The sequence below is a fragment of the Alteromonas sp. KUL106 genome (assembly GCF_009811415.1).
Lineage (GTDB): Bacteria > Pseudomonadota > Gammaproteobacteria > Enterobacterales > Alteromonadaceae > Alteromonas.
In genome coordinates, this window is record NZ_BLIG01000010.1 from 1 (window position 1) to 20,775 (window position 20,775).

General features: G+C 42.9%; 17 protein-coding genes. 16 read left to right on the forward strand and 1 reads right to left on the reverse strand.

Annotated features, from left to right (window positions below; all coding sequences use genetic code 11):
- The first annotated feature begins 387 nt into the window (after window positions 1-387).
- The 16 genes from GVO63_RS04420 to GVO63_RS04490 all read left to right on the forward strand — a co-directional run bounded on the left by GVO63_RS04420 (window position 388) and on the right by GVO63_RS04490 (window position 19,750).
- Window positions 388-1,128, forward strand: a complete 741-nt coding sequence (locus tag GVO63_RS04420; protein ID WP_201285079.1) for a transporter substrate-binding domain-containing protein — start codon at window positions 388-390, stop codon at window positions 1,126-1,128.
- A gap of 212 nt (window positions 1,129-1,340) precedes the next feature.
- Complete coding sequence (locus GVO63_RS04425; RefSeq protein ID WP_159578254.1) at window positions 1,341-1,724, forward strand: hypothetical protein; 384 nt, start codon at window positions 1,341-1,343, stop codon at window positions 1,722-1,724.
- A 154-nt stretch (window positions 1,725-1,878) separates the two neighbouring features.
- Window positions 1,879-2,730: a DUF692 domain-containing protein gene (locus GVO63_RS04430; protein ID WP_159578255.1), complete on the forward strand. Its 852-nt coding sequence runs from the start codon at window positions 1,879-1,881 to the stop codon at window positions 2,728-2,730.
- Complete coding sequence (locus tag GVO63_RS04435) at window positions 2,727-3,491, forward strand: DUF2063 domain-containing protein (RefSeq protein WP_159578256.1); 765 nt, start codon at window positions 2,727-2,729, stop codon at window positions 3,489-3,491. Before GVO63_RS04430 ends, GVO63_RS04435 begins: the two co-directional genes overlap by 4 nt.
- Window positions 3,492-3,787: 296 nt before the next feature.
- Complete coding sequence (locus GVO63_RS19745; protein WP_256253717.1) at window positions 3,788-3,910, forward strand: hypothetical protein; 123 nt, start codon at window positions 3,788-3,790, stop codon at window positions 3,908-3,910.
- 22 nt (window positions 3,911-3,932) lie between these two features.
- Window positions 3,933-4,469, forward strand: coding sequence for an adenine phosphoribosyltransferase (apt, locus tag GVO63_RS04440; protein ID WP_159489080.1), 537 nt, complete (start codon window positions 3,933-3,935; stop codon window positions 4,467-4,469).
- Window positions 4,470-4,510: 41 nt separating this feature from the next.
- Complete coding sequence (dnaX, locus tag GVO63_RS04445) at window positions 4,511-7,372, forward strand: DNA polymerase III subunit gamma/tau (RefSeq protein WP_159578257.1); 2,862 nt, start codon at window positions 4,511-4,513, stop codon at window positions 7,370-7,372.
- Between the two features lie 38 nt (window positions 7,373-7,410).
- Complete coding sequence (locus GVO63_RS04450; protein WP_014998895.1) at window positions 7,411-7,737, forward strand: YbaB/EbfC family nucleoid-associated protein; 327 nt, start codon at window positions 7,411-7,413, stop codon at window positions 7,735-7,737.
- A 377-nt stretch (window positions 7,738-8,114) separates the two neighbouring features.
- Window positions 8,115-8,825, forward strand: a complete 711-nt coding sequence (locus GVO63_RS04455) for a hypothetical protein (protein ID WP_159578258.1) — start codon at window positions 8,115-8,117, stop codon at window positions 8,823-8,825.
- Window positions 8,826-9,090: 265 nt separating this feature from the next.
- On the forward strand, window positions 9,091-11,652 hold the full coding sequence (locus GVO63_RS04460; protein WP_159578259.1) for an HWE histidine kinase domain-containing protein: 2,562 nt from the start codon (window positions 9,091-9,093) through the stop codon (window positions 11,650-11,652).
- Between the two features lie 4 nt (window positions 11,653-11,656).
- The gene (locus tag GVO63_RS04465) at window positions 11,657-14,050 is read left to right on the forward strand and encodes an EAL domain-containing protein (protein WP_159578260.1); all 2,394 of its coding nucleotides are present in this window, start codon (window positions 11,657-11,659) and stop codon (window positions 14,048-14,050) included.
- Window positions 14,051-14,417: 367 nt separating this feature from the next.
- Window positions 14,418-15,425, forward strand: coding sequence for a hypothetical protein (locus GVO63_RS04470; protein WP_236552056.1), 1,008 nt, complete (start codon window positions 14,418-14,420; stop codon window positions 15,423-15,425).
- 5 nt (window positions 15,426-15,430) lie between these two features.
- Window positions 15,431-16,030, forward strand: coding sequence for a recombination mediator RecR (gene recR / locus GVO63_RS04475; protein ID WP_159578261.1), 600 nt, complete (start codon window positions 15,431-15,433; stop codon window positions 16,028-16,030).
- A 255-nt stretch (window positions 16,031-16,285) separates the two neighbouring features.
- Window positions 16,286-18,208 carry a molecular chaperone HtpG gene (gene htpG, locus GVO63_RS04480; RefSeq protein WP_159578262.1) on the forward strand — a complete coding sequence of 641 codons (1,923 nt, stop codon included), beginning with the start codon at window positions 16,286-16,288 and terminating at the stop codon, window positions 18,206-18,208.
- Window positions 18,209-18,559: 351 nt separating this feature from the next.
- Window positions 18,560-19,204: an adenylate kinase gene (gene adk, locus GVO63_RS04485; protein WP_159578263.1), complete on the forward strand. Its 645-nt coding sequence runs from the start codon at window positions 18,560-18,562 to the stop codon at window positions 19,202-19,204.
- Between the two features lie 150 nt (window positions 19,205-19,354).
- On the forward strand, window positions 19,355-19,750 hold the full coding sequence (locus GVO63_RS04490) for an MAPEG family protein (protein ID WP_105929296.1): 396 nt from the start codon (window positions 19,355-19,357) through the stop codon (window positions 19,748-19,750).
- 226 nt (window positions 19,751-19,976) lie between these two features.
- On the opposite strand, the gene lepB is transcribed toward GVO63_RS04490, so the two are convergent.
- Window positions 19,977-20,630: a signal peptidase I gene (lepB, locus tag GVO63_RS04495; RefSeq protein ID WP_159578264.1), complete on the reverse strand. Its 654-nt coding sequence runs from the start codon at window positions 20,628-20,630 to the stop codon at window positions 19,977-19,979.
- Window positions 20,631-20,775: the final 145 nt, after the last annotated feature.

The following is a 20,775-nucleotide window of genomic DNA, read 5'->3' on the forward strand; positions in this document are numbered from 1 at the left end:
AAGGACGAGCTGGCCCTCCAGTCTGCCAGGTCCCAATTCCAAAAAGCCCTTGTCGAATGACAAGGGCTTTTTTTGTTACAGGTACGTTGTTTTAGAAACTGCACGTTGTGTTTAGAAGCGGAGAATACCGTACTGTCGTCCCAGCGGCGATTATCATAAAAGCAGCGCGACTAAGAGCGTTACTATTTCACACTACTTAACAGGCCTGATGGCCGTTTTGTGTGTAGATGAAAGAAAGTAGTGATGTTTAATATCAAGTGTAAAGAAGTGCATACTCGCTATTTTTACGTGCAATTTGATAAAAAACGCTAAGTAAACTAGTTTCTGGGTAGTTTTGACACGTTTATCGCAGTTGATGTTAGCTAAAACGACAAAGTGGTGCGCTAATTGAGAATCTTTATTTTTGTAATGTTTATTCTGCTCTATACACCATTGAATGTCAGTGCTGAAGCATTAGCGACTGAAACTCAAAAGGTCGTTCTTGGTGTTGTAGAGTTTCCTCCTCTAGTCATTAAAAACAAAGAAACCCAAGATTGTTACGGCGAAGCGGTAACAATCTCAAGAACGATACTTGAGTTAGTGGGGTATCAAGTTGAGGTAGAGTGTCCACCGCCAGCAAGGTTATTTGAGAGAATTCGAAAAGGCCATGTTGATATCACGCTCAATGTCAAAGGGACAAAAGCAATAGAGAATACAGTTACTTTCATAGAGAAACCGTTTAGCTACCTTTCAATTGTACTGATGACGAATTCAAAGCTTAAAAACAATAAAACAGTTGCAGCTATAAGAGGATATGACTACGTTGGCATGAGGCAAGAACTCGAACGTGAGGGCTATACTTTCTTTGACATGCCGAATAGCTCCGATGCGATTCAGCTTTTTCAATTTGGACGTACCTCTCATCTAGCAACATATGAAGCGCCCTATCTTTTTCATATAAAAAGTCACGCCAACAGTATTGATGATCTTGTTGTGTCTTTGCGAAAAGACATCCCCACTTTTTTAGCTATTTCAAATGCGAGTACCAAAAAAGAAGAGTTATCTGACAAACTCTCTCGTCTATTAGCACTATCTGATAATGAGACGGTTATAGAACAGATGCAGACCAAAGACAACGGAACACGGTAGAACTGCAGCATCATCTAAAGCTGTGTTTTATGAGCGGATTCTGGAGAGTTCTGTTATAAAAATAATTTATAAATCATTTCATTATCAAATGGTTATAAATTAAATGTTAAAAAACTATTTTTTTTTGAAATATCCATTAAGTTATAGAGGTCTTTTAGATTACACGTGCTTACTGTACGTCAAACATGACAAATATTATTGAGGGTATAAAAATGAAACAAATTAAAAAATCATCAGTAGCAACAGCGTTAGGTGCAGTGGTCATTGGCTCTTTGGCGTCAACAGTAGCACTAGCAGACGTGAATCCGTTTGGCATGCAGTCGCTAGAATCTGGTTACAGTCAGTTTGCAGCAGAAGGCAAATGTGGCGAAGGTAAATGCGGCGGCGACAAGAAAGCTGAAAAAGAAGGCAAATGTGGCGAAGGTAAGTGCGGCGGCGACAAGAAAGCAGCAAAAGAAGGCAAATGCGGCGAAGGTAAGTGCGGCGGCGACAAGAAAGCTGCGAAAGAAGGAAAATGTGGAGAGGGTAAGTGCGGCGGCGACAAAAAAGCTGCTAAAGAAGGTAAGTGTGGCGAAGGCAAATGCGGTAGCATGTAACACATGTGAAAATGACACTGCGTAGGCTCCAAGTAAAGCACTTTGGAACGTCTATGCAAGTCACGTTGAAAAAGAATGGCCGTCTAGTGATGGCCATTTTTATCTAACAGCGTACGTTGTTATTTCTTAATCCCACGTGGTTAAAGGGGAAAACATGAAACACATCAAAGGCGCGGGCTTAGGATTTCGTCGAGAGATGCTTCAAGAACTCCTACCTACATTGCCATCTGAGGTCGACTTCTGGGAAGTTGCACCAGAAAATTGGATCCCTCTTGGTGGAGCGTACCAAGAACAATTTCAGCAAGCGTCATCGCAGGCTCCCTTTACTACTCACGGTCTTTCTTTGTCTATTGGAAGTAGCGATAAATTAGATATTGGTTTTGTAAAAACGGTTAAGCGATTCTTAGATGTAAATAATATTGTATTATATAGCGAGCATTTAAGCTTTTGTTCGGGCAACGGCCATATGTACGATCTCATGCCCATCCCCTTTACTGAAGATGCAATTAATCACGTAGTCTCTCGAATTGTTCAAGTTCAGGATATCATTGAACGGCCACTCGTTTTAGAAAACGTCTCTTATTACATTGCTCCTGGCCAAGAGATGGATGAACTCGAGTTTACCACTCGTATATTAAACGAGTCGGGTTGCCAAATGCTCCTCGACGTAAATAATGTTTACGTGAACAGTATTAATCATAAATACGATGCGAAAGCGTTTATTAACGGCTTGCCTTCCGACAAAATTGTTTACGGCCACATTGCCGGCCACTACGATGAGGCCGAAGACCTGAAAGTAGATACCCACGGGGCGGATGTTATTGAACCTGTATGGGAGTTACTAGAGCATGCCTATCGTACACATGGTGTGTTTCCAACATTGCTAGAACGTGACTTCAACATACCGCCATTAGACAACTTAATTGCAGAAGTGGAAAGGATCAAACAGATTCAAGAAAAATGCGATGTTATCCAACAGCCAAAGGCGAAAGGAAGCGTAGCGTGACGCAATCATTCAAAACAACCCAAGACGCCTTTGTTAAAGCAATTAAAGACCCGCGAACGTATAATGACGCCAACCCAGACTATTCCAGACGGATGAAAATCTATCAGTCATTGTTTTTCAACAATATCGACAGTTTCATTAGTACTGGTTTTCCGGTGCTCAAGGCGATCATATTAAAATTATTTGACAATAACGGTTGGGAAAGTATTGTGCGTCAGTTTTTTATTGAGCACGAATGCCGTTCACCCTATTTTGCAGAGATCAGTAAAGAGTTCGTCGAGTACCTCTCTACAGACCCGACTTTCGATATTGAGCTACCTGATTTTATTGCGGAGCTTGCTCACTATGAGTGGCTCGAGCTAGATGTGAGTATAAGAAAGAACGAAGACAATATTGAGTTTTACCATCACGATGAAAATGTAACTGCGGTTAGGGTTTCACCTTATGCCTCGTTGGCAGCGTATCACTTTGCGGTTCATTTGATTGGCGAGGACCATATTCCTGCCCATCCAGCCCAAGAAAAACAATTCTATATCGTTTACAGAGACCGCGATTTTGACGTGCAATTTGCTCATGTGAACCCAGTTACTGCGATATTAATAAATACACTGGAACTCAGCGAAGAGGGAATGAAATTAGAGCAATTAGCTGAGTCATTGTGTCAACAACTTCCACAAATACCTCAGAATGCACTGATAAATGGTATGGAGCAGACCGTTACAGATATGCTGCAAAAAGGAATACTGGTTCCTGTAAGGTAAGCCTTATGGTGTTTAAGTCATGAACCCTATTTGGAAACACAGTTCTATGGAAAATCAACACCTTGATGTAGAACCACGATACCCGCGGTAACACGCTGCGATTACAAACATTTTAAATCTCGCTGAGTGGGTAATTATCTATGCAAATTGGTATGCTTTCCCCGCTTTATATTAAACTTTCGCTAGGATCTGTATTGAAAGTGAGCGATCAGTCACATTAGCGCTGTCAATCATGCGTGCTTTCGATTAACATTTACGACCATTTTTTTGTTCACAAAATTGTTTAGGTAGTGCAAATGGCTGACAATTCAGATTTCAAAGAAGTCTATAACAAGTGGTACTTTCTAGCATCGCTAGTAACTCTAATCGCGTTCCCGTTGATGCATATCATCGCCGGCTGGTTCACTTTCTGGTTATAACGCAGACATTCAAGGCATAATTGTGACTGCAGAATATATTAAATCAGTAGTGAAAACCGTACCTGACTATCCAAAGCCAGGTATTTTATTTAGAGATGTGACCAGCGTTTTAGAAGATCACAAAGCGTTTAGTAGCTGTATCTCATTACTTGTAGAAAAGTATCAAGGTATGGGCTTTACAAAAATTGCAGGTACTGAAGCGCGCGGTTTCCTTTTTGGTGCGCCATTGGCCATCGAAATGGGCATTGGTTTTGTTCCAGTAAGAAAACCCAATAAACTTCCTCGTGAAGTGGTAAGCGAAAGCTACGAGCTTGAATACGGCATGGATACATTGGAAATCCATAAAGATGCTATCAAGCCAGGAGATAAGGTGCTGCTTATCGACGATTTACTTGCAACAGGCGGAACCATTGCCGCTTCTGCGAAGCTAATTCGTTCATTAGGTGGCGAGATTAACCATGCAGGTTTTGTGATCAATTTACCAGACCTAGGCGGTGAACAGAAATTGAGTACGCTTGATATTGAAAGCTATTCTATTTGTGAGTTTGAAGGCGAATAATCGCCATAAAGCATAACCAGCAAAAGGCGAAATACGTAACAATGAGTTATCAGGTACTAGCAAGGAAGTGGCGACCAGGCAAGTTCAGTGAACTTGTAGGTCAAGAACACGTAGTTTCTGCCATTTCAAATGCTTTGGATAACGATCGTCTACACCACGCTTATCTTTTTACTGGTACGCGAGGTGTTGGTAAAACCACCATAGCACGTATTTTCTCAAAGAGCCTTAACTGCGAAGAAGGGCAAGGCGCCAACCCTTGTGGCGAGTGTAATACCTGTAAAGAAATAGAGCAGGGCAATTACGTCGACTTACTGGAAATTGATGCTGCATCAAGAACTAAGGTCGAAGATACTCGCGAACTTCTTGATAACGTTCAGTATCGACCCACTCGTGGTCGCTACAAAGTGTACCTTATCGATGAGGTACACATGCTGTCAAAACACAGTTTTAATGCGTTGTTAAAAACGCTGGAAGAGCCACCGCCTCATGTGAAGTTCTTGCTGGCGACCACCGATCCACAAAAGCTCCCGATAACCATATTATCTCGTTGCCTGCAGTTCAATTTGAAAGCCATGTCCCGTGAACAAATTGTTGGGCAGCTACAGCATATTTTAGAACACGAGCAGCTTCCTTTTGAGCCACAAGCGCTAGCGCTTTTAGCTCGAGCAGCTCAAGGTAGTATGCGCGATGCGCTGAGTTTAACTGACCAAGCTATTGCGCAGGGTGGAAATCAGGTACTGGCGTCGGTGGTGACCGACATGCTGGGCTTGATGGATAAAAACCAACTGCTTAAAGTAGTGCATGCTGTGGTAAGCAAAAGTCCTGCTGATGTATTGCAGTTGGTGAATGATATAGCAGAGCAAGCACCTGACTATGACAACGTGCATAGCGAGTTGGCCAGCCTGCTACATCAAATAGCGTTGACGCAATGGGTGCCAGAGGCATGTAAATTGGAAACGACGTCCGCGAAGGCTATCTTTCAATTAGCCAAGACGATTTCTCCTGAGCAAGTGCAGTTACTTTATCAAATTGCACTGCAAGGAAGAAAAGATCTGCCTTTTGCTGCCGATGGTAAAAGTGCCTTTGAAATGACATTGATGCGCATGATGTCATTCGCGCCAAGTGAGCCTATTGCGGACACTACAAATGAAATAGAAAACGGGAGGAGCGAGCATAATTTGCCTCTAGATCATGCTTCTTCCAGTGGTGGCCCGGGAAACGTCGGTAAGCAGGAGGAAGCGCTCATAAGCGACACTTCTGCAGCAGAGCAGGAGCACAAGGCTTCTGAAGCGCAGTCAGGTACTGTATCAGACGATGAAACCTCTTTAAGCCCTGATGAGACCGAACCACATTCAGCTAGCAAAAACGTAGTTACTTCGCCTGATGGGCTTGGTGATAAACGCCCCGATGTTTCTGAAAACGTTGCATCGCAAAGCGCACTAATCGCTAACGAGAGACAAAGCTCGTCTGACGTTGTTTCAGAACAACCGACAACAACAGAATCGAAACAAAGTTTTACAGAGTCTGAGTCTCATTCTGCCTCCAATTCGGCTGTAGAGCCTGCCTTTGAGTCGGCGCTAAAGACCGAGCAACCCAATAATAACCCCGATGAACCGCCTTTGGATGCGTATATGGATGATATGCCGCCAGGATCAGGGGATGATGGATTTTACAGCGTCAGTGACCACCAGATTGGCGGCGACCACCAGATTAGCAGCGACGCCTTTCAGTACGAGGGAGCTAAGCCGCCCACAGATGAATATGAGCGGGGAGTGCAAAGTACTGGCGATAAGCCAAGTGATACCGATGTAGAACCCTCTTTATCTGCGGAAGAGCAGCTTACGTCAACGGCTGATATGTTGGCACTACGCCAAAAGCTCAAGCAAAAGAGAACGCAAGACGCTGACGCTCAAAATAATAAGACTGCTAATGCTAAAGCTGAAAGTGCGAACGATATTCAGGCTCGCTTTGCTAGAAGCAAGGCCGAAGCCTTATCTAATCCGTCAGCAGATAGCGCAAAAAGCGATAATTTAGCTCCTCCTGCCGAGTCTGCGCCCGTTGAGTTCGATAGCAGCCCAAAACAAGATGATAGCCTTGTCCAGGGCTCAAGTGTGCTCAATGACAGTGCTTCAAACCTAGACGACGCATTACCTGCTACAGACGGCAAATCAGTCAGTGAGAATACCGCGGAATTAAATGAGTTTTCGCTTGATGAATTTGAAGAAGATATGCCTTTTTCAAATGACGAGGTCAGTGCACAACCGAGTATTGATACTGAGTTACAAGATACTCCGCCGTGGGCAACTGAGTTTGATAATTCTCCGCCACAACATTTTGAAAGCATTGATACTTCAGAGTCATCTCTTAACCAGAATACTCATCACGATGGGCATTTATCAGAACAACTGGAAGCAACCGGTGATCGCTCCTTCGCGCGTGACGCGCTCGACTTTGATACGCCGCTAAGCAGTACCTACAACGGTAAATTAACAGCGTATTTAAACGATGGTAGTAAGTTAATACACGCGAGCCAAATTGATGAGTGGAGTAATTTGGTTGAGCAAATGCCTGTCGCCGGCCTACTCAAACAATTAGTTTTACATGCATCTTTTTCTCGAGAAGGCAATCAAGTCTCCCTTGAAATTGATCACAGTCAGACGCATTTACTCAATGACAGCGCAAAAAAACAATTAGTTGATGCAATACACCATGGGTTGGGTGAAAACGTAGACGTAAATATTTCATTAGGTGAACCAGCATCTACACCTTTTGCGTTACAACAAGAAATTCATGCCATGCGCCATGCGCATGCACACACGGTGATTAAAACCGACGATACAATTCAAGCATTGCTATCGACTTTCGATGCGTCAGTGCTAACCGATTCGGTTAAAGCGCGATAGCAGAATTATCAACACCAAAACGAAGCGAGACAAAAATTATGTTTAAAGGTGGAATGGGCAATATCATGAAGCAGGCGCAGCAAATGCAAGAGCGCATGCAGAAAGTACAAGACGACCTAGCTAAACTAGAAGTAACCGGTGAAGCGGGTGCTGGCATGGTTAAAGTGACCATGACGTGCAACCACAACGTGCGCCGCGTAGACATCGATGAGTCATTAATGGACGACGACAAAGATATGGTTGAAGATTTAGTTGCGGCAGCGTTTAACGACGCGGTACGTCGCGTTCAAGAAACCAGCAAAGAGAAGATGGGTGACGTGACTGGCGGTATGCCGCTACCTCCTGGCTTCAAAATGCCGTTTTAGGCTAAATCCCTTGTATTTACTGGCCTCTGGCTTTTTAAAAAGTTAGGGGGACAAATAGGGCAATAGTCCGAATAGCTCTGGTTAGTCCGGAGCTTTTTTGTTTCTCAATCTCGACAAGATGCTATACCAGTCCCAGGTCAAACGATGACGACTCAGTAACCGCTACACTATCTAAATATCGTATTTTTCCCCAATGAAATTGGCCGTTGCAGTCTTTGCTTCGGATTAACAGTCTCTCACGTTTGTCGTTTTGTCGAAATTTAATGTCAAATCTTGAACTAGCTACATTAAGAAGGTTTTAGAATTGTGTGTGGGACTTGCATAACCCCCCACCAAGCGAGTAAAAAAGAATCAGAGTTAACGATAAGGTTTCTATTTTGCTCGCTAAAATATTTAAACATTTGAAAGCTCGAGACACTGCGACTACTCCAAAGGAGGAGCCAGCTAATGTTGCGGTTTCAATGTGGCGCGATACAGGGCAGGTATACTATCTTGAAAACACGTTGAAGCTTACTTATCAGTCAAACTCGGGCGCCATAACCATTGAAAAAATGTCGTTAGAATCGCTCCCTCGCGTCCTCAAAGAGCTTCAAAACTTAGACCGTAATACCTCGCTTGCTCGGCAGGAGGTTGCAAATCAGACCGACGCATTTAACGTAAGTGTTTGCGGTGTTACTTGGCAACGCTCTCATGATGGCAAGAATGTCCGTATAAAAGCACTCCCCGAGGCAGCGGTACTTAGAAGCCCTACTGCATGTTTTACCAAATCGCAGGCTGTGTTCAAACATGCGTTTATGCTTGAACACGACGATTTGTTATCCCCGACGTCGTCTACTAGCAAACCAGGAATTTACACATATAACCGAATTTCGATAGCTGAATTCACCGAGCAGTTGAAGCGTTCAAACGCACAGTTAGCGCCATCAAAAAAAGCAAAACTAGGCATTCAATACGACAACTTCGCACGTGCATTTACTGAACACGAACAGGGCATTATCGACCAACTCCTTCAATCAGACCTTAGTGAATATCCAGAAAAGAATGAGCCTGGCCTAAGCTTTTTCTCAAATGATGAGAAAAGTAGATAGCAAGCCTGCTTAATTCACTGTCGCCTTGTCAAAGTAATACATCACATACCTTATGCATACAAAACATCATCCCTCCAATTACATTAATATATTCGCATAAAAGATGTCTTTATTGAGGGGATTGGGCTATACCTTAACCATCAGTAAACAAATAATGCTCTCCCGCGGTGTTGTCTACAGCATTATTGTAACCCCCTTGTCATTGGGGATGACGTGTATGTCGGTCGAAACGAAGAGCAATGAATAAACAACTATTTGGCGTATTATGAGCAGTGACAGTAAACAACTATCTTCATTGATTACTCAATGTGACAAAGAGCCTATTCACTTACTAGGAAAAGTACAGGACCATGGGTTTATGGTCGCCCTAGACAGGTCTGGGATAATTGAATATTTATCAAAGAATGCTTGCTCATTTCTCAATCAATCTAGTGATGAACTGATCGGTACCTCTTTCTGGAGTTTCTTAGACCGAAATTTGGTTCACACAATCAAAGGTGCCCAAAGCCAAGCAGTCATTCTCAATAAAGCCACGCTTCTCTATTCGGTTACGTTTCCTTTTTCAGAAAACGGATTTGACCTTTGCGTTCACCAGAGCGGCGATTATCTTATTCTAGAGTTTGAAAAAAGTGAGCCGGCGAGAAAGTTTGAAGGCGTCGTTGAGGCCTTGATGACTCAAATGGCGATGTTCTCAGAACTCGATGAGCTATATTCTGGTCTCGCTCAAGGTGTCCGCACGGCCACTGGCTTTGACCGCGTTATGGTGTATCAGTTTCTTGCCGATGGTTCTGGAGAAGTCATCGCTGAGTCAGTTTCCAGCGACATGCCTTCTTTTTTGGGGCTACGATACCCTGCCTCAGATATTCCTCGCCAAGCTCGACTGCTTTACAAAAAAAATCTCATAAGAACTATCTCCGACGTTCATGGTGAAACACATGAAATTATAGGCAAGCAAAAGGACGGCGCCCAACACATAGATCTTTCACTATCCCGTTTGAGAGCCGTTTCTGAAGTGCACATTCAATATTTGAAAAACATGGGAGTAGGTGCTTCCATGTCGGTGTCGCTAATCGTAGAGGGGGAGCTTTGGGGATTAATAGCGTGTCATCACAATGGTCCAAAAACAGTGCCCAGTAGACTCGTGTCGCAAATAGAATTATTTGCTGAAATGTTCTCGCTTGAACTTTCGCGAAGGCTCGTAATGGAGCGGATAAGAGTCAGCGAAAAGGCAAACTCAACCTTCGCACGTGTTCTCAGCAACTTTTCACTTGGCGGTTCCATCACTAACGCTATCGTAGAGCAGCTAGCACTTTTAAAAACCTTGATTGACATAGACGGTGTGGGCTGCATTTTCAGTGGCGAATACACTAATGCTGGCTCAGCCCTTGATGAGACAAACATATCTCGACTTACTGAAGTTTTACAGGGGTTTCCTAGCGAAGAAATATACCAGTTCGATTGTTTGTCAGATTTTGTTGGTGATATCTCTGGTACCAACGTTGCTGGCGTGCTCGCGCTCAAGATATCAAGCCAACCCATGGATTACATTTTTCTTTTCAGAAACTCTGTTGTAGAGAAGGTTGCATGGGCGGGTAACCCAGAAAAGCGCGTTGTACAAAAAGGGAAAGAAAAAATCCTCACTCCCAGAGCGAGTTTTGACAAGTGGGTCGAAACCAATGAATCGAAATCAATACCGTGGACAACATTGGATATTGAACGTGCTAAATCCATTCGCCTTGGCGTTATGGAATTAACCATTCGACACCTACACGAAAAAGAGGCTTTACAGCGAGAGGCAAAAAAACGCTTGGAGTTACTCATAGGTGAGCTTAATCATCGCGTTCGGAATATTTTAAATTTGGTAGGCGCTATCATTGGGCAAACGTCGCAGCATAAAAAGAGCATTGATGAATTCGTAAGTTCCCTATCGTCAAGAATTTCTGCGCTAGCCTTGGGTCACGACCAGCTCACTCACGCTTCTTACGACAGCATTCGTTTTAGACAATTGCTCAAAAATGAGCTGATGGCCTATATGGTAAAAGCATCGTCGTTTAACATAAAAGGGCCTGAAATAAAGATAAAGCCCTATGCCGTAACGCCTATCGTGCTCGTTTTCCATGAACTGATCACTAACGCAGCAAAATACGGTGCGTTAAGCGCGACCAGTAATGATGGCCGAGTGTCTATCACGTGGGAGCTCAATGAAAACGGCTGTGTTATATATTGGGAAGAACGTGGAGGCCCTCCTTTACATCGCCTGGGTGAAGATAGTTTCGGAATGACTGTTATTAAATCGGTTATTCCTCATGAACTCAAAGGCCAAGCCACGGTAAGGCCAACAATTACTGGCCTTACGGCAGAGTTTTTGGTTCCAAGCAAATATATAGAGCGCGAAGACTCTTTCTTAACGAAAGAAAGTGATGAGAGTGGAAACAGGTCATTAGAAACAATTTTTACAGAAATGCCCAAGCCACTCTCAAGTGCTTTTATTATTGAAGATAATCTGCTCATTTCCCTAGACTTGAAAAAACATTTAAATCAATTAGGGATTCAACAAATAGACATTTTTGGCGATATCGCAAGTGCCCGTGCTGCATTGGCAAAAAGTAGGCCTTCAATGATGTTTTTAGATGTTCACTTGGGCCATGAAAATACTTTTCAATTAGGTTTAGAGATAGCGAAGCTGTCTATTCCATTTGTATTTATTACGGGTTATGGCGCGGCGATTGAATTGCCAGATGAACTTAATCAAGTAACGGTATTAACAAAACCAGTCGATGTTACGCTTTTAAAACAATCAATAGAAGCCTTCGGCTTTAAGGTGTGATGTGATGACAAAAATGACGACACCAACGGTGGTTATAGTTGAAGACAGCCTTGTCGAAGTCATGAACATCCAAAATATACTGGCAGATGCGGGAATATCAGTATTAGGCATAGCAATGAACGCGGAACAACTTCTCGCGCTGATAGAGAGAGAACACCCTGATTTAATACTTATGGATATAAACCTGGGCGGGAGTGAATCGGGTATCGACATCGCAAAGTTAGTGACGGAAAAATATGCGATTCCTATCGTTTTCACCACTTCATATTGCGACGATACTACTATCTCTAATGCCTTAAAAGTGTCGCCCTATGGTTACTTGGTAAAGCCTTATGGCTCATTGTCATTGACGACGACCATATTAGTCGCACTTGAAAGAAAAAGAATAGAGCATGACCTTGCTTCATCAAATCGTCGTTTTGCTATGGCGTCTGAAATAGCAAAGTTAGGCGTGCTCGAGATTGATTCTTCTACTCGTTCTATTGTCATTGAAAGCGTAGAGAATCTGTTCGACTTCCCCAGAAAACTCAGTGTTGAACAATTTCTCTCTTTGTTTACTGATGAACAGCGGGCAGAAATTGCAGAAGCGATGAGGCTCAAGAGTAGTTACCTAACCACACTGCAGTTAAAAATGGCTGGAAGAGAAACACGATGGTATCAGGTTGTGTTATCTGATGTCGTGTGGGAAGAGAACTACGTTCAAATAGGCGCCATTCAAGATATCTCTATTCTGCAAAATACGCAGTCGAATCTGACTATCGCGGATCGCGTTGTAAGTGAAATCAAAGAAGGTGTGTTGGTTTGTGATTCAAATGGGCTAATCATTAAAGCTAATCAAGCATTCTGTGAGATGCTTGGATGCGAGGAAAATGCACTGATTTCACGGCACATAAATAAAGTTTTTCCTAAAGAGCGCAAGCACGATCCCCGTCCAGATTATTTAATTGATGGATTAAAAACAGACCTCACCATTGTAAACGAAACTCACCGGTATCACTTAGTCATGTCAGTCACATCGTTTGATAATGGCAGTGAAGACAAGTATTTTGTAGCCATTCTTACCGATGTGTCAGACCTGAAGTCATCGGAAAACCAGTTAAAACTGTTAGCATATACCGATGCGCTCACAGGGGCCGGTAATCGAAACCATTTGAATCATGTGGTGGAAACATTCAGCGAGTCGCGCGAGCCATTCTCAATTATTTTTATCGATATTGATGAGTTTAAACTTATCAATGACACACATGGACATGAGGTGGGCGACGAGATACTCAGAGCTTGTGCCGCTCGATTTAAAACGGCAGTTAGGCAAAATGATACTGTTTTCAGGTTTGGCGGTGATGAGTTTGTGATTGTGACGAGTACGGTGTGTGAAAAGCATCTACATAAGGTTACTTCAAGGTTGTCGACCTGTTTTGGCCAATCCTTTAAAACCTCATCAGGTAGCTTTAATATTTCGGCCAGCATTGGCGTGGCAACATCGTCAGATAGTATTTCTGCAACGGATTTATTGAAAAATGCTGACATCGCGATGTTTTCAGCTAAACAAAGCGGAAAAAATAGCACAGTGGTATTCAGTGAAGATTTATCAAAAAATATAGAATACCGACTGTTTATTCAACAAGGACTTAAAAGCGCTGTTAGGGATAAACAAATTACCGCGTTTTACCAGCCAATCATTGGCGCTGAAGGCCAGATAATCGCGATTGAAGCGCTCGCCAGATGGCATATCCCGAGTCACGGCCCGATAAGCCCCGATAAATTTATTGCCATTGCAGAGCGAACAAATCATATTCACGATATCGGTTTATTAATGTTGGATGAAGTGTGCTTTGCAATCAAAACTATCGACAGATGGGGCTTCTCAGACGTCAGGTTCAACCTCAATATGTCAGCGGTTCAACTTCAGAATTCAGGCATTGTTGATCTCTTTGCGGAGCGCTTTGCTTTTCATAATATTTCTGCAAAACGGATCGTTGTAGAAATAACGGAATCAACGTTGCAAAGTGAAAAAGCTCGCGAAGTACTCTCTGCTATTAAGCAGCTTGGTGTCACAATTTCAATTGATGATTTCGGTACCGGTTTTTCATGTATATCAGAACTTGTTAACGAGACCTATGATGCGATTAAAATCGACCGTTCGCTGCTGCCAGGCTTTCCTCTTAGAACTAAAAGTGAAAAGCGAAGAGCGTTAATTATCGAAAATGTGGTTTCGATGTGTGAAAGGTTGGGATTGCCTTGTACCCTTGAAGGACTGGAAAGTGCCGAGCAGGTTAACTTTGCTAAAAAAATTGGCGCCCGCGGTATGCAAGGCTATTATTTCGCTAAACCACTAGATTTAGATAACTTAATGGAGTTTTTGCAGTCAGAGTTTGCAACAAATGTTGTTAATGTTTAAATCGTACAAAACTTATTCGTTAAATTAAGCCAAAGAAGTTTTGTATAAAAAGAAACCGTCATTTCTGCGTTATTCATTCACTTTGAATGGTAAATGCTTACAGTTATTTAGTGTTACGTCATGTCATAAGCATATACGCTTTTGAGAGTGCTGATTAATCGTCTATACTGCCAAAAAATTAAGACTTCTTTAATCATTACAGCATACCGCTAGCAAACATGTCTTCATTTGAAATTGGTCTTAATGACAATTATGTTCGTTATATTACTGTCGTCATCATTCTTACAAGTATCGTTGCTATCACTTTTTAGTTAAGTGTGAGAAATGTCGACCCGTCTACTATTACCCTAGATTGAGGTTTTTTGAAGTGCTAAGGAAAGGCTTAGTTATCACCACGGTTATTCTTCTTCCTATCGCAGCCGTGTTATTTTTTATGAGTGTGCATGAACTGTTTAAAATGAAAACAGTGACAGTTGATCCAAAACTTAAAGAAATATCAGGCATTGAATTCGATAAATATAAACGGCTTTGGGCAATAAACGACAGTGGTGACGGCCCCATTTTATATATGCTCAATAAAGATGGCACCATTGAGAGAGAAGTCACCGTTACTAATGCAAAAAATGTCGATTGGGAAGACATGACACAAAATAGTTTTGGTCATTTCTTCTTAGGGGATTTCGGGAATAACGATAACAACCGACGCTGGCTGACCATCTATAAAATAGAAAATCCGATAGATATAAAAACGGATACCACCGAAGCGGAAATTATAAAATTTACTTACCCAGAGATGGCTAAGGGGAAAATAAAGCCGAAAGATAAAAATTACGACTTAGAAGCGTTTGTGGAGTATAAGCGTAATCTTTATCTATTTACAAAAAACAGAACGCAGCCCTTTGATGGTATAACTAAGCTTTATAAGGTAGGTGACCATGCAGCTAATTTTGATGCAAAGCTCATTGGCGAATTTAAAACCTGTACCACTCTTGAAAAGCTGTGCTGGATAACCTCAGCAGCAATTAGCCCAGACAGAACAAAACTCGTGCTATTGGACTCAACCAGCCTATGGTTGTTTGAAAACTTTGAAGGTGATAACTTTTTCAGTGGAGATGTATCGCGCATAGACCTAGGTGTAGTGACGCAAAAAGAGGCGGTTACTTTTTACGACGACAATACGTTGGTTTTTACAGATGAAGAGTATAAGGGCTTGTTTGGTGGCAATGTTTATGAAGTTAAACTCGACCAAGCGAAGCGTAACGTGATTAAATACCGAAAAGCCACAAAGCAAGAGAGCGATGGTTTAAAAGCAAAGCGCGAAGACGCTGAAATAGAGCGTAAATCTTCTCCCTCAGACAAAGTACCAAAGCAGTAAATAATATGAAATTCAGTCCGTTACTCTCAGAATTAATTCACGCCCTTACTTGTTTACCTGGAGTGGGTAATAAAAGTGCTCAGCGGATGGCATTCCACCTTCTAGAGCGAAATCGTACGGGTGCTATCGATTTAAGCAATGTATTGCACAATGCCATGGAGCATATTCACCACTGTAAGCGCTGTAGAACGTTCACTGAAGATGAGCTATGTGACATTTGCAGACACCCTGAGCGGGAAGCTAGCGGCTTGCTGTGTATCGTAGAGAGCCCTCAAGATGTGCTCGCGATAGAACAAACCCTCAGTTACAAAGGGCAGTATTTTGTTTTGATGGGCCATTTATCGCCTATTGATGGGGTAGGGCCAGAAGAGATTGGGCTTACTGAGCTGGAGACCCGTCTTAGCGCTGGTGGAATTAATGAAGTAATATTAGCGACAAATCCCACCGTTGAAGGTGAAGCAACAGCCCATTACATTGCACAGCTATGTGCAGGTCACAACGTTGATGCTTCTCGCATTGCTCATGGCGTTCCGGTTGGCGGCGAGCTTGAGTATATTGACGGCAATACTCTGACTCACGCATTTTCAGGTCGCCGCAAACTGTAGGTATCCAAAAACGCGTTTTATTTTTTGAATTTCAAGTAAGACGCGCTTCCCTCTACAGCCAGTACTAACATTTAGCCTTTCCCCAGGTTTCAGGTCCTTATTTTTTCAATTACTCACATATTACCTTTCACGTTTTTGTTGGTAAAAAATTTACATCGCGAAAATAAATTTTCGTTCTAAACGTTGAAAAACACGTTAAGCGACCTTACCTGTCTAACAACAAACGTGATCCATTCAACGAGGAGATATTGGATTATGGCTGAAGCAGCCCACAAAGAAACCCACGGTTTTCAAACAGAAGTAAAACAGCTTCTTCATCTGATGATTCACTCTTTGTATTCAAACAAAGAAATCTTTCTACGCGAGCTAGTGTCAAACGCGGCGGATGCCGCTGACAAACTGCGCTTTCGTGCATTAGAAAACGATAGTCTTTACGAAAACGATGGTGAGTTAAACGTAAAGCTGAGTGTCGATAAAGAAGCCAACACCGTTACCATTACCGATAACGGTATTGGGATGACTCGCGATGAAGTCATCGCTAACTTGGGTACCATCGCTAAATCAGGCACCAAAGACTTCTTTAGCAAACTGTCTGGCGACAGCGCGAAAGACTCGCAGCTTATTGGTCAGTTCGGTGTAGGATTCTACTCAGCGTTTATCGTTGCAGATAAAGTCACCGTTCGCACTCGTGCCGCTGGCGCAGATGCCTCTGCTGGTGTTGAGTGGATTTCAGACGGTGAAGGCGAGTTCACTATCGCTGAAATCAATAAACCGACTCGCGGTACTGAAATAACGCTTCATCTTCGCGAAGATGAAAAAGAGTTCGCCGATACATGGCGTCTACGCTCTATTGTAAGCAAGTACTCAGACCACATCAGCATTCCTGTACAGATGTGGAAAGATGAAGTGCCGGAAAGTGAAGGGCCTGATGGCGAGAAAATTGAAGGCCAGCCAGGGGCATGGGAAGTGGTTAACAAAGCAACCGCGCTTTGGACTCGTGAAAAGTCAGAGATCAGTGATGACGAATACAACGAGTTTTATAAGCATATCTCTCACGACTTTGCAGATCCATTAGCGTGGGCACACAATAAAGTAGAAGGTAAAACTGAATATACCAGCTTACTTTATATTCCTTCTAAAGCGCCATTTGACATGTGGAACCGCGACCAAAATCACGGTCTTAAGCTTTACGTACAGCGCGTTTTCATTATGGATGACGCAGAGCAATTTATGCCTACTTATTTGCGTTTCGTGAAAGGTTTGCTCGATAGCAACGACCTTCCGCTTAACGTGTCTCGCGAAATTCTGCAAGACAACAAAATTACTCAAGCACTGCGTCAGGGCTGTACCAAGCGTGTTCTGCAGATGCTTGAGAAAATGGCAAAGAACGATAAGGAAAAATATCAGTCGTTCTGGAATGAATTTGGTAATGTGTTGAAAGAAGGCCCTGCAGAAGACTTCAGCAACCGCGAAAAAATTGCAGGTCTATTGCGCTTTGCATCTACCCACGGTGAGTCTGACGCACAAACCGTTTCATTAGCTGATTATATTGAGCGAATGAAAGAAGGGCAGGATAAGATCTATTATGTGACAGCAGATAGCCTGCAGGCCGCAAAATCTAGTCCGCACCTTGAGATTTTCCGCAAAAAAGGTATTGAAGTTCTGCTTATGGGCGAGCGCATTGACGAGTGGTTAATGTCTCATCTATCAGAGTTCAACGAAAAACAATTTGTGTCAATTGCGAAAGCAAACTTAGATTTAGGCGACCTAGAAGACGAAGAATCTAAGAAAGCGCACGAAGAAGCAGAAAAGCAAGTTGAAGGTGTACTTGAGCGCGCTAAAACTGCACTTGGTGATAAAGTGGTAGATGTTAAGTTTACCCATCGTCTGACTGATTCTCCGGCGGTTATCGTTGCCGATGATAATGGCATGTCTACGCAAATGATGAAATTGATGCAGGCAGCGGGTCAGACCGTACCAGACGTTAAATATCACTTCGAACTCAATCCTGAGCATAGCTTGGTAAAATTGCTTGCTGACACGCAAGATGAAGAGCTATTTAACCAGTGGGTTGGCGTATTGTTCGATCAAGCTGCGTTGTCAGAGCAGGGCAGTTTGAAAGACCCGTCAACGTTTGTTCAGAACTTGAACACACTTCTGATGAAGTTGGCTAAATAGACGGTTCTATCGCAAAGTTTACATTTGAAAACGGGCGTAATGCCCGTTTTTTTATTTCTAGTACTAACAAAGGTAAGTTTAGCGTTTTTAGTATGCTATATTTTGGCGGTTTAAAAATTCCAGTTAATCACTTTTGGCATTAAATGCTTTCATCTTGATGAAGATGGAAGGTGCAGGTAATAAGGTTGCGGGTAGAAGGTGACATAGTTACGCGCGCTTATAAACTGAACATATATTCGCCATTAGTCTTAAGATTAACTTTACGGTACTCCTTACACTTGTCACTACAGTGCTGAATGTGTAAAGTGCCCGAAGTAAAAAGTTCAAAAATCATAAGCGGAGAACGCACTCATGCGAATCATTCTTCTCGGCGCTCCTGGCGCGGGTAAGGGCACACAAGCTCAGTTCTTAATGGGCAAATATGGCATTCCACAAATTTCAACAGGCGATATGCTTCGTGCAGCTATTAAAGCAGGTACAGAGCTAGGTCTTGAAGCAAAGCGTGTAATGGACGAAGGCAAGCTAGTGTCTGATGATATTATCATTGGCTTAGTAAAAGAGCGTATCGCACAAGAAGACTGCAAAGATGGTTTCTTGTTAGATGGTTTCCCTCGTACCATTCCTCAAGCTGACGCTATGAAAGAAGCAGGGGTTTCTGTTGATCACTGCATCGAGTTTGACGTTCCAGATGATGTTATTGTTGAGCGTATGGGCGGTCGTCGCGTACACCCAGCGTCGGGCCGCGTTTACCACGTTGTTTACAACCCACCTAAAGTGGAAGGTAAAGACAATGAAACAGGTGATGACCTAATTGTTCGTGACGACGACAAAGAAGAAACTGTACGCAAGCGTTTAGCGATTTATCACGAGCAAACTAAGCCGCTGGTAAACTACTACAGTGCTGAAGCTGACGCTGGAAACTGTGAATACCACAAGCTAGATGGTACTCGCCCGGTTGAAGAAGTAAGCGCCGAGCTCGCAGAGCGTTTAGGTTAACCGCCAACAACGTTTACTTAAAGGTCGCTTGTGCGGCCTTTTTTGTTGCTTGTAACTTAATAGCGGATAACGTTTAATGTTAAATACAAAATGTACGCTAAAAGCATCAATCAAAACAACGCGCTATAACTATAACATGTGGAGTTGACCATGGTTCTGCCAATCACGGCGTTTTACGCCAGTTTATTAGGTATTTGTTACCTGTATTTGTCGTTCTTGGTCATTGGTGCGAGACGGCGTCACCAAGTAGGGATTGGCGATGGTGGTCACGAAGACCTGATTCGATTATCGAGAGCCCATGGAAATTTCAGCGAGTACGTACCTATTACACTCATTATGATAGCGTGCTTTGAAGCTAATACGGGACAAGTGTGGGCGGTTCACGCGCTAGGAAGTGCATTATTATTTGGTCGTGTACTGCATGCCTACGGATTAGGTCGCCACTCTGGGGTTAGCTGGCAGCGCTTTGCGGGTATGATCCTAACTTTCCTCGCAATGCTTTGTGCTGCTGTGGGTAACTTGGTGCTTATCCATTTTGGAATGTGAGAAAAATACGACGATTAACTCCTATCATCTCCCTTAATTGCAGATGATAGAAGGGCAAAAAAGCGCTCAGGGCATGATAAAGCCACTGAGCGCTTTTTTGTTACTGGCTTTTAGAAGCGGTAAGTTAGTTTAGAGTAAACAAAACGGCCACGAGGGTTGTGCACGCTTCCTACACAACCATAAAGGTCTCTCGATAATGTTTATTTAAGTAGCTGGCTTGAGAGGGTCAATTAAGCGCAGTCAAAAATCGGTCTTTTCTTGGCAGAAACCAATGTTGTGTATCTAAAGAAAACGCAACCGCGTTGGCCTTCCCCTGAACTTCTTTGACCGGAAAAAAGCCGTAGTAGCGAGAATCTAGGCTGTTGTTTCTATTGTCTCCCATGGCTAGCACGTGGTTTTCTGGCACGGTGATCATGCCGAAACTTTCTAAAGGGCTGGATAACGGCTTAAGCGCTATTGTGCGGGTGTGACCCAATATTGATTCTGAAAAAGCATGATCAGTTGCTGGGACTAATGCCGCTTTTTCACCGTTTATAAATAATACATTGTTCTCTAGCTTGACCTTATCACCCTCTACAGCAATAACCCTTTTAATAAGCCTCGTATTAGCTGCATTACTGTCAATGATCACAATATCGCCCCGTTCAATGTTGCCAGTTTGCGCGATGATAGTGTTGGTGAAGGGTAGCTCTAAAGTGTAGGCAGATTTGTCGACAACCACTCGGTCACCCACTTGAATGGTCGGTTCCATAGAGCCCGTGGGAACATGATACCAGTCAGCAACGCTGCTTCGAAATGAGAAGAGCAAAACAACAAACAAAATAAAGGGCAAGTTGTTTTTGATACTGCGTTTTATATCTTTCACGGCTAACATTCTCACTATACGTATTTAGCATGGTCAATCGGGCTGCGAGAGCAGCGATGCTTTCATTGAATATAGAGATTCATTTTGTCAGTTCGTTCAACTTTGTGATTTGATAAATGTAACTAACTGTGTCGGAATGTGACTGAAATCGTATCATTAA

Coding starts and splice junctions, on each gene's coding strand:
- GVO63_RS04430 (WP_159578255.1), top strand. CDS start 1,879: ATGAAACACATCAAAGGCGCGGGCTTAGGATTTCGTCGAGAGATGCTT.
- GVO63_RS04490 (WP_105929296.1), top strand. CDS start 19,355: ATGGTTCTGCCAATCACGGCGTTTTACGCCAGTTTATTAGGTATTTGT.
- GVO63_RS04465 (WP_159578260.1), top strand. CDS start 11,657: ATGACAAAAATGACGACACCAACGGTGGTTATAGTTGAAGACAGCCTT.
- recR (WP_159578261.1), top strand. CDS start 15,431: ATGAAATTCAGTCCGTTACTCTCAGAATTAATTCACGCCCTTACTTGT.
- GVO63_RS04460 (WP_159578259.1), top strand. CDS start 9,091: ATGAGCAGTGACAGTAAACAACTATCTTCATTGATTACTCAATGTGAC.
- GVO63_RS19745 (WP_256253717.1), top strand. CDS start 3,788: ATGGCTGACAATTCAGATTTCAAAGAAGTCTATAACAAGTGGTACTTT.
- htpG (WP_159578262.1), top strand. CDS start 16,286: ATGGCTGAAGCAGCCCACAAAGAAACCCACGGTTTTCAAACAGAAGTA.
- GVO63_RS04450 (WP_014998895.1), top strand. CDS start 7,411: ATGTTTAAAGGTGGAATGGGCAATATCATGAAGCAGGCGCAGCAAATG.
- GVO63_RS04425 (WP_159578254.1), top strand. CDS start 1,341: ATGAAACAAATTAAAAAATCATCAGTAGCAACAGCGTTAGGTGCAGTG.
- adk (WP_159578263.1), top strand. CDS start 18,560: ATGCGAATCATTCTTCTCGGCGCTCCTGGCGCGGGTAAGGGCACACAA.
- dnaX (WP_159578257.1), top strand. CDS start 4,511: ATGAGTTATCAGGTACTAGCAAGGAAGTGGCGACCAGGCAAGTTCAGT.